The sequence below is a fragment of the Pelagibius marinus genome (assembly GCF_014925385.1).
Taxonomy (GTDB): domain Bacteria; phylum Pseudomonadota; class Alphaproteobacteria; order Kiloniellales; family Kiloniellaceae; genus Pelagibius; species Pelagibius marinus.
On the sequence record NZ_JACSDK010000001.1, the window covers coordinates 497,673 to 511,312 of the forward strand.

At 67.6% G+C, this 13,640-nt stretch carries 13 protein-coding genes; 7 read left to right on the forward strand and 6 right to left on the reverse strand.

Annotated elements, in window-relative coordinates:
- Positions 1–2: 2 nt before the first annotated feature.
- On the reverse strand, positions 3–1,337 hold the full coding sequence (locus H7X47_RS02435) for a tetratricopeptide repeat protein (protein ID WP_193367007.1): 1,335 nt from the start codon (positions 1,335–1,337) through the stop codon (positions 3–5).
- A 129-nt stretch (positions 1,338–1,466) separates the two neighbouring features.
- Here H7X47_RS02435 and H7X47_RS02440 point away from each other — a divergent pair, with 129 nt between their 5' ends.
- Both H7X47_RS02440 and H7X47_RS02445 read left to right on the forward strand, forming a co-directional pair.
- On the forward strand, positions 1,467–2,153 hold the full coding sequence (locus H7X47_RS02440; RefSeq protein WP_319633510.1) for a DUF2270 domain-containing protein: 687 nt from the start codon (positions 1,467–1,469) through the stop codon (positions 2,151–2,153).
- Positions 2,154–2,193: 40 nt separating this feature from the next.
- Complete coding sequence (locus H7X47_RS02445) at positions 2,194–3,075, forward strand: ATP-grasp domain-containing protein (RefSeq protein ID WP_193367009.1); 882 nt, start codon at positions 2,194–2,196, stop codon at positions 3,073–3,075.
- On the opposite strand, the gene chrA is transcribed toward H7X47_RS02445, so the two are convergent.
- The 3 genes from chrA to H7X47_RS02460 all read right to left on the reverse strand — a co-directional run bounded on the left by chrA (position 3,072) and on the right by H7X47_RS02460 (position 5,806).
- Entirely contained in the window at positions 3,072–4,487 is a 1,416-nt protein-coding gene (chrA, locus tag H7X47_RS02450) for a chromate efflux transporter (RefSeq protein ID WP_193367010.1), read from the reverse strand. The genes H7X47_RS02445 and chrA overlap by 4 nt on opposite strands.
- Complete coding sequence (locus H7X47_RS02455) at positions 4,477–5,307, reverse strand: chromate resistance protein ChrB domain-containing protein (RefSeq protein ID WP_193367011.1); 831 nt, start codon at positions 5,305–5,307, stop codon at positions 4,477–4,479. Before H7X47_RS02455 ends, chrA begins: the two co-directional genes overlap by 11 nt.
- Before the next feature lie 121 nt (positions 5,308–5,428).
- Positions 5,429–5,806 carry a hypothetical protein gene (locus H7X47_RS02460; protein WP_193367012.1) on the reverse strand — a complete coding sequence of 126 codons (378 nt, stop codon included), beginning with the start codon at positions 5,804–5,806 and terminating at the stop codon, positions 5,429–5,431.
- Between the two features lie 106 nt (positions 5,807–5,912).
- Between H7X47_RS02460 and H7X47_RS02465 the strand changes: the two genes are divergently transcribed.
- Entirely contained in the window at positions 5,913–7,091 is a 1,179-nt protein-coding gene (locus tag H7X47_RS02465) for a BaiN/RdsA family NAD(P)/FAD-dependent oxidoreductase (protein WP_193367013.1), read from the forward strand.
- Positions 7,092–7,107: 16 nt separating this feature from the next.
- On the opposite strand, the gene H7X47_RS02470 is transcribed toward H7X47_RS02465, so the two are convergent.
- The gene (locus H7X47_RS02470; RefSeq protein WP_193367014.1) at positions 7,108–8,019 is read right to left on the reverse strand and encodes a LysR family transcriptional regulator; all 912 of its coding nucleotides are present in this window, start codon (positions 8,017–8,019) and stop codon (positions 7,108–7,110) included.
- A gap of 154 nt (positions 8,020–8,173) precedes the next feature.
- Here H7X47_RS02470 and H7X47_RS02475 point away from each other — a divergent pair, with 154 nt between their 5' ends.
- The 3 genes from H7X47_RS02475 to H7X47_RS02485 all read left to right on the forward strand — a co-directional run bounded on the left by H7X47_RS02475 (position 8,174) and on the right by H7X47_RS02485 (position 10,559).
- Positions 8,174–8,467, forward strand: a complete 294-nt coding sequence (locus tag H7X47_RS02475; RefSeq protein ID WP_193367015.1) for a putative quinol monooxygenase — start codon at positions 8,174–8,176, stop codon at positions 8,465–8,467.
- Positions 8,468–8,609: 142 nt separating this feature from the next.
- Positions 8,610–9,134, forward strand: coding sequence for a DUF2199 domain-containing protein (locus tag H7X47_RS02480; protein ID WP_193367016.1), 525 nt, complete (start codon positions 8,610–8,612; stop codon positions 9,132–9,134).
- 228 nt (positions 9,135–9,362) lie between these two features.
- Entirely contained in the window at positions 9,363–10,559 is a 1,197-nt protein-coding gene (locus H7X47_RS02485) for a phosphoglycerate kinase (protein ID WP_193367017.1), read from the forward strand.
- Positions 10,560–10,572: 13 nt separating this feature from the next.
- Here the strand turns inward: H7X47_RS02485 and H7X47_RS02490 are convergent, their stop codons facing one another.
- Positions 10,573–11,007, reverse strand: a complete 435-nt coding sequence (locus H7X47_RS02490; protein ID WP_193367018.1) for a hypothetical protein — start codon at positions 11,005–11,007, stop codon at positions 10,573–10,575.
- A 183-nt stretch (positions 11,008–11,190) separates the two neighbouring features.
- On the opposite strand from H7X47_RS02490, the gene H7X47_RS02495 reads away from it, so the two are divergent.
- Positions 11,191–13,293, forward strand: coding sequence for a BTAD domain-containing putative transcriptional regulator (locus tag H7X47_RS02495; RefSeq protein WP_193367019.1), 2,103 nt, complete (start codon positions 11,191–11,193; stop codon positions 13,291–13,293).
- The last annotated feature ends 347 nt before the right edge of the window (positions 13,294–13,640 follow it).

Genomic DNA, 13,640 nt, shown 5'->3' on the forward strand with positions numbered 1-13,640 from the left:
GCTCATTGGGCGGCCAACTGCGCCGCCGCGGCGGTCATCTCCCGGTTCCAGGCGTTGGCCCGGCGGATCTCGGCGCGTTCGGACAGCAGGGCGCGGGCGACCGGCGCCGTGCCGGCCTTGACCGCCGCGTCGATCAACAGCTGCTCAAAGAGGTCGCGCTGGGCGTGGCTGCCGCCCAGGCGCCTCAGCGCCGGGCGGTGCGGCAGCAGGGTCTCCACCGCCTCGCCGTAGCGTCCGGCGGCGTGGGCCAGGATGGCCTCGCCCAGCGGCAGGCCGATGTCGCGGGCGACGCCCTCTTCCGTACCGTCTCCCCCCGCGAACTGGGCCAAGCTGTCCAGCAGGCCCTTGGCCTCGGCCGTGCGGCCCTTGGCGGCCAGCGCCATGATGTAGTGGGCGTCGGCGAAGATCAGCATGTGGCCGCGGCCCAGGGCCGCCGCCTTGTCGGCCAGCTCGTCCCAGCGCGCCCCCACCTCGACGCCGCGCTGCTGCAGGCGCCACAGCAGGGCGACGGCGTTGGAGATGTCGAGGTACTCCTCGGAGAGGTCGGCGCGCACCTTGGTGTCGTAGTGCGCCAGCACCTCCTCGACCCGGCCCTGGTCCAGCAGGAAGAGACAGCGGTGCCAGTAGACGTGGTAGGCGAAGTTGTTGCAGCCGTCCCAGGCGGGCTCCAGCCCGTCGATCCAGGGCGCGCCTTCCCCGGCGCGGTCCTGCATCTCCATGACGTGGGCGACGGCGTGGGCGGCCCAGATGTCGACGGGGTTGAGTTCTACGGCGGCCCGCCCGGCGGCCTCCGCGGCGGCGTAGTCGCCGCACTCTTCCAGGGCGAAGGCCTTCAGGCCCAGCACGTAGCCGTAGCCCGGCACGCCGTCGTCCCAGGCGTAGAAGGGCCGGGTGACCGAGCCGCGCATGGCCGGGGCATCGCCCAGGTAGAAGTGCAGGTACTGCGCCAGCTTCAACGCCAAGATGTCGTGCGGATGGTCGATCAGGATGGCGTCGTAGCAGGCCGCGGCGGCCCGCATGTCGCCGCCCAGCCAAGTGTCCAGCGCCGTCAGATGGTCCGTCTCGCGCGTCGTCAGTCCGTTCTCCGTGCCGGCCGCCGTGGCCTCGGCCAGGGCCTTGGCGGCGCGGGCGGCGAGGTCGCGTTTGGCGAAGAGCAGCAGGAAGCAGCCTTTCAGGCAGTGCGCCATCGGCATGCCCGGGTCCAGGGTCAGGGTTTCCTTCAGCCGGTCGCCGGTGGCCAGTTGAAAACTCAGATAGGCTTCCACCGTGGCGTCAAAGGCCCGCATCGCCTCGGCGCTGGCCGCGGTCTGCGGCAATCCCCTGATGTCGTGCTGCATGGTCTTTCCTGTCCCGGCGTCCTCGGCGGCGCTCACTCTAGGCCAAGACGGGGAGTCGCGTCGATTCTGTGCTTTCGGGGAAGGGTGCTAAGCTTCCCCGCAAGAACAACGATGAAGGGGAGGAACACCGTGGTTACGCCCTTGGCAAAGACGACGGAGCAGCCCCGCAAGTTCAACACCGCCGACATCGGCGCGCTGGCGCACCTCTACCGGGCTGAGGTCTACCGCAGCACGATCTGGCGCACCCGCCTGGACAACACGACCAACTGGTCGGTGGTGACCCTGGGCATCGCTCTGTCCATCACCTTCTCCTCCAAGGAGGCTTCGCCGGTGCCGCTGGTCCTGGTCGGCATCCTGGTGACCCTCTTCCTGATCCTGGAGGCCCGGCGCTACCGCTACTTCAACGTCTGGCGGGCGCGGGCGCGCTGGATGGAGACGCATTTCTACGCCCCCATGCTGCGCGAAGGCGACCTGCACACCGAGGAAGGCTGGCAGGACACCCTGGCGGCCGACTACCTGAAACCGCACTACCACATCACCTTCCTGCGCGCGGTGGGACGGCGCCTGCGCCGCAACTACGTCTGGATCCTGCTGATCCAGACCGTCGCCTACTCGGGCAAGATCGTTATCCATCCCGCCCCGGTCTCCGGCCTCGCCGAGCTGGTCGAGCGCGCGGCGATCGGGCCGCTGCCCGGTGAGTTCATGCTGGTCTGCGGGGTGCTCTACAACGCCGCCTGGATCGGCACCGCCCTGGTGACACTGCACCTGGACAAGATCAGCCACCGCGATTCCAAGGAGACCGCGGCGATGGGCTGAGCGGCCACCGCCGTGCCGCCGCCGCGGATCCGCGACAGCCATGCGTCTTGCGATTCTCAGCACCACCAAGCTGCCGAAGTTCCTGGGCGACGGCCACCCCGACGAGGCCTCTCTCTTCGCCGAGGACGACGTGCTGATCGGGGCGCTGGCCGCACGGGACGTGGCGGCCGAGCGCGTGCCCTGGCGCCGCGCGGACGACTGGAGCGCCTTCGACCTGGTGCTCGTGCGCAGCACCTGGGACTACATCGATGATCTTTCCGGCTACCTGAAGGTTCTGGAGGCCATCGCGGGCAGCGGCTGCCGCCTCGTCAATTCCCTCGAAACCATCAGATGGAACTTCGACAAGCGCTACCTGATCGAGCTGCAGGCGGCGGGCCTGCCGGTGGTGCCGACGGTGCTGTTGCCGCCCGGGGCCGATGTCTTCTCCTGCGCGGCGCACCTGGGTGACGCGCCGCTGGGCTACGTGCTGAAGCCGACGGTCGGCGTCGGCGGCTTCGGGACCCGGCGCTGCGCCGATGCGCAAGCGGTGGCGGCGGCCCTGGCCGAAGAGGCGGCGTCCCCGCAGATTCTCCAGCCCTTCCTCGAGGCCATCGCGACGGAAGGCGAGTGGTCCTTCGTCTTCGGCGGCGGCCGCTTTCTCTACGCGGCGCAGAAGACGCCCCGGGCCGGCGACTACCGGGTCCAGGTCATGTACGGGGCCGTAACCCGGGGGCGGGCGCCGGCGCCCGAAGACCTGGCCGCCGCCGAGGCCTGTTACCAGGCCCTGCCGGTGGCCGCAGAACTGGCGCGCATCGACATGGTGCGCCGGCCCGACGGCGGCCTTGCCCTCATGGAGGCGGAGCTGATCGAGCCGCAGCTCTACTTCTTCGACGTGCCGGAGGCCGCCGGGCTGGTGGCGGAGGCGGTGCTGTCCCTGTCCTAAAGGGCAACGGCCCCCGCCCCGTGGAGCGCCAGGCCGGTCAGCGCGGCGGCGGCCAGCAGGATCCCCGTCCCGACTTTGAAGCGGAACACCGCGAGCAGCGCCGCGGCGGCCAGGGCCGCGGCCGCCCAGTCGATGGAGGCGGGCTCGGGCAGGGTCAGGTCCAGGCCGAAGCCCTGGAAACGCCAGACCTCGCGGAAGACGACGTGCAGGGCGAACCACAGGGCCAGGTTCAGGATGACGCCGACCACGGCGGCGGTGATCGCGGTCAGCGCCGCCGACAGCGCCGGGTTGCCGCGCAGGCGCTCGATGTAGGGCGCGCCCAGGAAGATCCACAGGAAGCAGGGCGCGAAGGTGACCCAGGTGGTCAAGAGCCCGCCCAGGACCCCGGCGGCCAGCGGCGTCAGGGCGCCGGGATCGCGGAAGGCGCCCATGAAGCCGACGAACTGGGTCACCATGATCAGCGGTCCGGGCGTGGTCTCCGCCATGCCGAGCCCGTCCAGCATCTCGCCGGGCGCCAGCCAGCCGTAGGTGTCGACCGCCGCCTGGGCGACGTAGGCCAGCACGGCATAGGCCCCGCCGAAGGTGACCACCGCCATCTGGCTGAAGAACAGCGCGATGTCGCTGAACACGTTGTCCGGCCCCAGCAGCGCGAGCAGCGCGGCGGTCGGCGCCAGCCAGAGGAACAGCAGCAGCGCCGCGACCCGCAGGGTGCGCCGGCGCGTCGGCCGCGCGTGGTCCGGCACCTCCACGCCCAGGATGGTCGCGGCGTCGTCCACATGGCTGCTGCCGACGGCGCCGTGGCCACCGCCCCCGGCAAAGGCCCTGTGACCGCTCAACGCGCCCAGGGCGCCGATCAGGCCGGCGGTCAGGATAATGAGGGGGAAGGGCACGGCGAAGCCGAAGATGGCGACGAAGGAGGCCGCGGCCAGCGTCACCATGGCGGCGTTCTTCAGGGCCCGCCGGCCGATGCGCACCACCGCCTGCAGCACGATGGCGAGCACCGCCGCCTTGAGGCCGAAGAACAGCGCGGCCACCGCGCCGAGGTTGCCATAGAGCGCGTAGATCACGCTGAGCCCCATGATGGCGACCATGCCCGGCAGCACGAAGAGCAGGCCGGCCACCATGCCGCCGGCGGTGCGGTGCAGCAGCCAGCCGATGTAGACGGCAAGCTGCTGGGCCTCCGGGCCGGGCAGCAGCATGCAGAAGTTCAGCGCGTGCAGGAAGCGCGCCTCGCCCAGCCAGCGCTTCTCCTCCACCAGGATGCGGTGCATCACCGCGATCTGGCCGGCCGGCCCGCCGAAGCTCAGCAGCGCCACGCGGCCCCAGACCGCGACGGCCTCGCCGAAGCTGGGCCAGGCGCGGCCGTCAGCCCCCAGGCGCTCCGCTTCCACGGCTGTCGTGCTACTGGGCATCGCGGATCTCCTGCACGGCGCGCGGCCGGCCTTGGGTCTCGCCCGCCGCGTCGCGGGCCCATAGGTAGAAGGCATCGTAGAGTGCCATGGCGGCGTCGAGCTGCGCCAGGTCGTCCGCGTGGCGGCGTGACAGGCCCAGGCAGGCGGCGCGCAGTCCGGCGGACTCCGCCGCCAGCTCCGGCCGTCCGGTGTCGGCGCCGCGCACCACGGTGGCGAGGCGATCCAGCGCCGGGGTGGCGAGGCCGAGCTCCTCGACCAGGGTGTCGAAGGTGCAGCGCTCGCCGCGGTGGCCCCAGAAGGCGCCGTCGATGTCGAAGGCCGCGGCGCCGAAGCGCTCGGCCACCGCCGCCACTTCCGAGGCCGCGACGTAGAGGAAGACAGCGCTGGGATCGACGAAGCGGCGGATCAGCCAGGGGCAGGCCAGGCGGTCGACCTTGGGTCTCGCGCGGGTGACCCAGAGGGTGCGGCCCTGCGCGTCGCGCGGCGGCAGGTGGTCCTGCGCCACCAGCGGCAGGCCGGCGGAGATCCAGCCCTGGAAGCCGCCTTCCAGCACCATCGCCCGGGCGCCGCTGTGCCGCAGCCAGGCGGCGGCGCCCTGGCTGATCTTCAGGCCGCGCTCGCAGTAGACGACGACCTCCTCGCCCGCAAATTCGGCGGCCCAGTCGGCGGCGGCGAGGCCGGGACGGTTGAGGGCCGCGGGAACCCGGCGGGGGTCGGCGGCGAGGTCTTCCTCGATGCGCGCATCGATGATGCGCGGCGCGCCGGCGCTGCCGAGGCGGTCGAAAAGCTCTTGAGGTGGTATCAGTGTCTGGTCAGGCATGCGCGTTCCTTCCTTGAACAGGATGAGAACGCGATTCTTGGGCAAATGCCTGACGGGGAGATCGCGGACCCCCGAGGGCCGGGATTAAAACGCCAGTTGCGACTTAATGTCAAGTGAAGCTTCAGCGCCAGTAGACCAGGGCGTCTTGCAATTCGCGCGCATGGCAGGCCGCGGCCTCGGGGCCCTGGTCCGGGCCCGCGTAGCGCCCCAGCTCGTTCAGCAGCTGGAAGAAGCCGCGGCCCGGGATGCCGTCGCCCGCGGCATTCTTCTGGGCCCGGCTGACCGCCAGGGCCGCCAGCAGCGGGCGTCCGGCGGCGTGGTCGTCGCGCACCAGGGCCTCCAGCAGTTCTGTCAGGCGGTGGATGGCATGGGGGCCGGGAAAGGCGACGCGCCAGGCCAGGTCCTGGTAGGTGACCGTCTCGCCGGCTTTCGCGCAGGCCGCCAGCTCGCGGCGCAGGGCGGCGGTCAGGGTCTCGTCTTCGTCGGTCGGGGCGCTCATTCCCGGCAGGCTCCTTCAGGCTTTTCCTTCTGTGGCAAAACTGCCAAGTAGGGGCAAGCCTCTTCTTTGCCATTCGTTCTTCACCGCGGGGCGGGACCTTCTTCTTTTGCGCAGCTTCGATGTCATTATTCTCGGCGCCGGGGCCGCCGGCCTCATGGCGGCCATCGAGGCGGGGCGGCGCGGCCGCTCGGTGCTGGTGATCGAGAAGGCGAAGAAGCCGGCGGAGAAGATCCGCATCTCCGGCGGCGGGCGCTGCAACTTTACCAACCTCAACTGCGTTCCGGCGAACTACCTGTCGAACAATCCGCGCTTCTGCGTCTCGGCGCTGAAGCGCTACACGCAGCGGGACTTCCTCGCCCGGGTCGAGGCCGCGGGCATCGCCTGGCACGAGAAGACGCTGGGGCAGCTGTTCTGCGACGGCTCCTCGCAGCAGATCATCGACCTGCTGCTGGACGACTGCGCGGCGGCCGGCGTCGAGCTGCGGACGGAGACGACGGTGACAGAAGTCGAGAAGCGGGAGGCGCGCTTTCACGTCGCGACGGACAGGGGTGACTTCGACGGTGAGTCCCTGGTGGTGGCCACCGGCGGGCCGTCGATCCCGAAGATGGGCGCGACCGGTTTCGCCTACGAACTGGCGCGGCAATTCGGTTTGAAGGTAGTGCCGCCGCGGCCGGCGCTGGTGCCCTTCACCTTCGATCCGCTGGTGCTGGAGAAACTGAAACCCCTGAGCGGCGTCTCCACCGAGGCCGCGGTGTCCTGCGGCAAGACGCGTTTCCGCGAAGCGCTGCTCTTCACCCACCGGGGCCTCAGCGGTCCGGCGATCCTGCAGATCTCCTCCTACTGGCAGCCGGGGCAGGAAGTCGTCATCGACCTGCTGCCGGGGCGTGACGCCTTCGAAGAGCTGCGCCAGGCGCGCAGCGAGAAGCCGAAGCTGGAATTGCACAACGTCCTGGCGGAACTGCTCCCGCGCCGCCTCGCGCAGATGATCTGCGAAGAGAGTGGAATCGACGGAAGACTCGCCGACCTCTCCGACAAAAAGCTGCGCGGCGTGGCGGAGCTGCTGAACCGCTGGCACCTCAAGCCCGGCGGCACCGAGGGCTACCGCACGGCGGAGGTGACGGCCGGCGGGGTCGACACCGACGGGATCTCGTCCAAGACCTTCGAGGCCAAGAAGGTGCCCGGCCTCTACTTCATCGGCGAGTGCCTGGACGTCACCGGCTGGCTCGGCGGCTACAATTTCCAGTGGGCCTGGTCCTCCGGCCACGCGGCGGGGCAGGTGGTCTGAGTCGAGGGCTCTGGTCTCATCTCGGCATCGGGCCGCCAGAAAACAAGCGCTTGTTATCCTCAAACAAGGTCAACAGCGTTCGTGTGACCGCTCGCGCGCAGGGCCGAAGGCTGAGATCATCGCTGGTCACGAGCCACTGAACATGGCCAAGTTCTTCTATCGGATCTGAGCATTGCACCAGGCGGGAATCAGAGGTTCCGATGAAACAGGGCAGAACACACAGCCCTAAACCGGCGCGAACAGCCTCATAAACGGCTTGTGGTGTGTCGCATGTCAAGGAAGCGCGCTCTCCAACCTGCTCGCGCAGCCAGTCGGATGACCTGCCCGTCCCACCGGCCGCAGAAGAAAGGACCCAGTCACATCTGTCGTATCGTTCACTGCACAATGCTGCGGGATGATCCCGCACATATGACTCTGCCCCATACACGGCAAAACCGACCGGTCCGATCTTCTTTCGTCTGAGCCCACGCTGTTCGGGTGTCTTGTTGCGAACTGCGATATCAGCTTCATGCTTCAGCAAATTGAGGAATTTCGCGCCACTGAGCAGGACAATTCTCGGGCTGCCCTTCGCCCGGGAGAGAAAGGACGCCTGTCTCGCCAGGAACACGCTTGTCCAGTTCCCCGCCGCGATCCTGACAACCGGCCGGGGATCGAGATTGCTGCGCCACGCCTGGATCGATCTTGCGTGATCCTCCATGCCCTCAACCCGCTGAAGCAGAGCGCGCCCTGCTTCCGTCAAGGCCATGCCCGAATAGCGTCGATCGAATAAGGCAACGCCGAGGCCGGCTTCCAATTCGCTTATTCGCCTGCTGAGCGTCGGCGGGCTTGATCCGCAACTCCGGGCCGCCTGGCTGAGGCTGTCACACCGCGCCACCGCCAGAAACAGGCGGAGATCATCCCAATCGAGTGTTTCATATTTAGAATTCATATTTCGATGATGCTCATCATCTTTGTTGTGCGCAGGGTATAGTGTGGAGAAACACAGAATATTGAACGAGAAATCGTGGCGTTCATGGATTCTGAATCTGGAACATATCTGATCACCCTTGCCGCGATCAAACTTGGAAATGAAAGCAAGCTGGATGACTGCAAAACACGTTGTGATCGTTACTTTTGAGCCAGAGGCGGGGTCTGCCGATGAGTTTCATCGGCTGATGCAGTCCGTGAAAGCGGATCTGCCCAAAGTGAAAGGCTGCGACAGCGTACTGGTGCTGCGGCATGGTTCTGCAGAGACGCAGTACACGCTCGTCGAGGAATGGCAGGACGCGGCCCTGCATAGTGCGCACCTAGAGCGCATGGTGTCTTCTGGCGCATGGGCCAAGCTTGAGGCGCTGCTCAGCGCCCCGCCGTGCTCCGATTTCTACGTGCCCCTGTAGTCGACGCATCACGCCCGGCGGCAACAATTTCCAGTGGGCCTGGTTGTCGGACCGGCCGCTGGTGTGATGGCGACCGCACTTGTAATCCAGCGTTCTTGGCTTCATCCTCGGGCGTCGGTCGAAGCGCCAAGGACCAAGCGTCATGGAGCCTTTCACCTTCACCTGCCCCTGCTGCGGCGAGGAGATCACCGGGCTGCCCGACGTCGGCTACGATGCGCCCGCCTACTATCCGGGCGCGCCGGAAGAAGCGGAGACGCAGCAAGCCACGCTGACCTCCGATCTCTGCACCATCGCCGGCGAGGACTTCTTCATACGCGCGCTCTGCCTGGTGCCGATCCAGGGCAGCGACCAGGAATTCGGCTGGGGGGTCTGGGTCTCCCTGTCGAAGGAGAACTTCCAGCGCTACTCGGAAAGCTACGGCGATCCCGACCAGTCGAAGATCGGCCCGATGTTCGGCTGGTTCTCCAACAGGCTGCCGGGCTATCCCGACACCCTCAGCCTGCAGACCACGGTGGTGCCGCAGGACAACAACCAGCGCCCCCTGGTCTACATCAACGAAGTGCACCAGGATCACCCGCTCTTTGCCGAGCAGCGTGAAGGCATGCCGCAGGACAAGCTGGCAAAGCTCTACGCGGAGCACCTCTGCCACCGTTCCGGCTCGGCCTGATCCCGTCTAAGACCTTAGCTGCATTGACTTTATGATCGGGCGCGGCCGCCGTGGCGCTGCGGGCCGCGCGCACCCGGCGCGACCTTGGGCCGCAGAGAGATCATCCCCTTGCCGCTTGCCCGCGGCGCGGCTTTTGGCGAAACTCCGGCCCGCTCAACAGACCAAAGAACCGCCGCTTCAAGGCGCGCCGCCCTGTCAATCTCCTGGCAATTTCAGCGAGGCCCCCCTATGCCGAAGTTCAAGACCCTTGACGACCTGGATGTTGCCGGCAAGACCGTGCTGGTCCGTGTCGACTTCAACGTGCCCATGGCCGAGGGCAAGGTAAGCGACGCGACGCGCATCGAGCGCGCGGCGCCGACCATCAGGGACCTGACGGCCAAGGGGGCGAAGGTCTTGCTGCTCTCTCACTTCGGCCGGCCCAAGGGCAAGCCGAACCCGGAGATGTCGCTGAAGCCGCTGGTGACCGCCGTCTCCCAGGTGCTGGGCCAGGAGGTCGCCTTCGCCGAGGACTGCATCGGTGCCCCCGCCGAGGCGGTGGCCAAGGGGTTGAAGGACGGCGGCGTCGCCCTGCTGGAGAACCTGCGCTTCCACGGCGGCGAGGAGGCCAACGACCCGGACTTCGCCAAGGCGCTGGCGGCGCTGGGCGATGCCTACGTGAGCGACGCCTTCTCGGCGGCGCACCGCGCCCATGCCTCGACGGAAGGCGTGGCGCGCCTGCTGCCGGCGGCGGCGGGACGCCTCATGCAGGCGGAGCTGGAGCACCTGGCCGCGGCGCTGGAAAAGCCGAAGCGGCCGGTGGCGGCCATCGTCGGCGGCGCCAAGATCTCCACCAAGCTCGACTTGTTGGGCAACCTGGTGGCCAAGGTCGACATGCTGGTGATCGGCGGCGGCATGGCCAACACCTTCCTCAACGCCGTCGGCGTCGACGTCGGCAAGTCGCTCTGCGAGCACGACCTGGCGGAGACGGCGAAGGAGATCCTCGGCAAGGCCAAGGCCGCCGGCTGCGACGTGGTGCTGCCGACCGACGCGGTGGTGGCGAGCGAGTTCAAGGCCGGCGCGGCCAACGAGACGGTCTCGGTGAAGGCCGTACCGTCCGACAAGATGATCCTCGACTGCGGCCCGGCGACGGCCGAGCACCTGGCGCGGCGTCTCACCGACTGCGCGACCCTGGTGTGGAACGGCCCGCTCGGCGCCTTCGAGATCCCGCCCTTCGATGCGGCGACCAATTCCGTGGCCCAGGCGGCGGCGCAGCTGACCAGGGACGGCAAGCTGCTGACCGTGGCCGGCGGCGGCGACACCGTGGCGGCGCTGGCCCATGCCGGGGTGATCGACGACTTCTCCTACGTCTCGACCGCGGGCGGCGCCTTCCTGGAATGGCTGGAAGGCAAGACCCTGCCCGGCGTGAAGGTGCTGGAGGACGCCTAGGAGGTTCCAGACGCTAAATCATCGGCGGCAAGATCAGGCAGCGCACACCCTTCACTCTGTAGGAGTAGCCGCCTGCCGTTGACCGCCACTTCGGACAGACCCAAGCCCGGCCGTCCGGGATGTTTTGCTGCAGCACGTGGCGGTGCGGCGCCGCGAACCAGCGCCCCCAGATCTGCACCTTGAACTCGTTGTCCGGCGACAACTTCAAGGCGCCCGGTTGCACCGGATAGCAGTCATTCTTGTCGCAGCATTTCTCGGCGTCCAGGTTCCGAAGGCCTCTGAGCCAGTCGTTGGACGGATCTCCATCCGCAAAGGTGTCGTGGGCCCGGACCTGAGCCGTTCCGAGCGTCAGCAGGAGCGCCAGGAAAAGGCCGATCAAGCGGGCGGCGGTTGCAAAGGGAAGGCGGTTTCGCCGACCGATCGCCGGTTCTGTCGTCAACGCAGGCATGTGATCCTCCCAAAAGCTTCCGCAGCAGGCTGTGCCGTAAGAAAGACAAGCTTGGGTCATGTCCGTCGCGATCCGCGTCACGCGGACGTCTCGAAGGCGTCGCCGCCGCCCCGCCGGCGAATCTTTTGACGTGACGATGGTGGTTCCCGCCCACTAAGCTTGGCTCTACGTTGGGAGCCAGCCATGGCCCACTTCCTGCAGCTTTTCGGCGAGTTTCAGCTGACACGCGAAAACGGAGAGCCGGTTGCGCTCTCCTGGCGAGGGCAGGCGTTGCTCGCCTATCTCTCGGTTGTGTCCCGCCCCGTCCCTCGACAGGTTCTGGCCGAGATGCTGAACCCGGGGGGTGACGAGCAGGAAGCGCGCAAGGCCCTTCGTCAGACCGTGTACCTCTGCCGCAAGGCGCTGGCCGACGGCGAAGCGATCCGGGCCGACGAATGCGGCCTCACCTTGAGCAAAGACTGCCTGATGGCCGATGTGCGGCTGTTCGGGAACGCCATCGACCGCCGCGACAATGAGTCGCTGAATGCGGCGACCGAGCTGTATCGCGGGCCCTTCCTCGAGGGCTTCCGGCCGCCCACAGCGGCATTCGAAGACTGGCTTATTGCCCGTCGCGCCGAGTTCCTCGAGCAAGTGCTCGACGCCATGTTGAGCCTCGCAGCGTCACAGGCTGCGGCCGGACGACACAGCCTTGCCCTCGAACATGCGCGCCGGGCGCTGCACATCGATTCTTTGCGGGAGGATGCTCACCGCGAGGTCATGCGGTGTCTCGGGGCCATGAATCAGCGCAGCAGCGCTCTGCGCCAATACGAGACGTTGCGAAGTCTTCTTGCCGCAGAGCTTGACGTGGTGCCGGAGCCCGAGACGGAAGCGTTGCGGGAGTTAATCGCGCGCGGCAAGGAAGCCGGCGCGCGCTCGGACGACATGGCTGCGCCAGAGCGCGGTACAGGCAATGGGGCGGCTGGCCGGACGGTATTCAGGCCGATCCGCACGCGCAATCGGGGATGGGCTGCGGCCGCTTTTGCGGCGGCGCTCTTGCTTGTGTCGTTCAGTACGGCCTTCTGGTTTCTCGACCGGCAGCGGCCTCCCGCCAGCGACTTGCCGTCGGTCGCCGTCTTGCGGTTCGACAACGTGAGCGACGACCCGGCGCAGGACTATCTCGAGCGCGGCGTGGTCGAAGAGATAACGGCGATGCTGGCGACTCACCCTGGCCTGCGCGTCGTGGCGCGTGCGAAAAGCCTCTCCTATGACAGTGCGATCAACGCCGGGCGTCTGGGCGAAGAGCTGGGGGCTCAGTATCTTCTTGAAGGTGCCGTGCAGAGGTTCGGCGAGGCGGTTCACATTACGGCGCAATTGATCGAGTCCGAAACTGGCCAGCACGTCTGGGCAAGGCGCTTCGAGGAACAGGGGGCCGACCTCGCTACCTTGCAGCAGCAGATCGCAAGCAGAGTCTACGAGTCGCTTGTCGGGTTCACCGGTGCCATCGAGCGCCACGAGCAATGGCAGGCCTGGGCAAAGCCGCCGTCCAGCCTGCGGGAGAAGGACTATCTGCTGCGCGGCGAGCAGTTCTATTTCCAGTTCACTTACGAGGCACACACGCGCGCGCGGGAAATCTGGCGGGAAGGCCTGGCGAAGTTCCCGGATTCGGCGGGCCTGCGCCGCGCTCTCGCCGCCAGCTACCGCCACGCCGCCGAAGCCGGCTGGAGCGAGGACCCCGAGCAGGATCTTGCGAAGGCCTGGCAGATGGGTCGGGAAGCTTCTCTCGCGCCGCAGACCTCCCGCTTCGACAATTGGCTCAATCATTGGATGATGGCCAAGCTCGCTCAGTGGTGTAAGGGGGACTACGAGCTTTCCCTCGCCGAAGCCAAGGCCGCTGTTGAGTTGGTGCCTTATGATGCGACTTCGCGGGCGGACCTCGCCGAACTCCTGGCCAACTCCGGCAGGACCGGCGACGCGATCGAGTGGCTGCAGCAGGCAATGCGCCTCGATCCGAAAGGACCGGACTGGTACAAGGCCAACCTGGCCTGGGCCTACTATCTGGCCGGGCGGCATGAGGATGCCCAGGCGGAGCTTCGCAAGCTCAGCAAGCCAAGACACCTGCTGTCGGCCGCCGTGAGTGTCAGGCTCGGCAATCTTCCGGACGCGCGTGCATCCATCGTGGCTTTGCTGCAAACGCGAGCCGACTACACGATCACCGACGCGGCGCGACGGCCCCTGGTAGAGCCTCTCAAGCACTCCTGGCTCGAAGATCTCCGCGCGGCGGGGCTGCCAGATCAAGTGCCGCAATAGACAACCGATGTCTGCAGGTCGCGGGCGCCGCCGGCGGCGCCTTCCTGGAATGGCTGGAAGGCAAGGCCCTGCCCGGCGTGAAGGCGCTGGAGGACGCGGCTTAGGCCAAGCTCGGCCAGGCGCGCCGTTGCCTTGGACCGGCCTTCCGTGACAAACCAGCAGCTGCATCGGAACAATCGGATTGGGGAACCGATCCGATTGGTCTGACCAAGCTTATCCCGGAAAAGCTCTTTGATATCTGCCGCTTCCGGGCTGCGCCGACACGCGGAGTGACGCTTGCCGGACCACCTGTGCGGATCAAATCCGCGGCCGACGGGGTATCTCGCGGCGCGTTGCCCTCTTCAAGA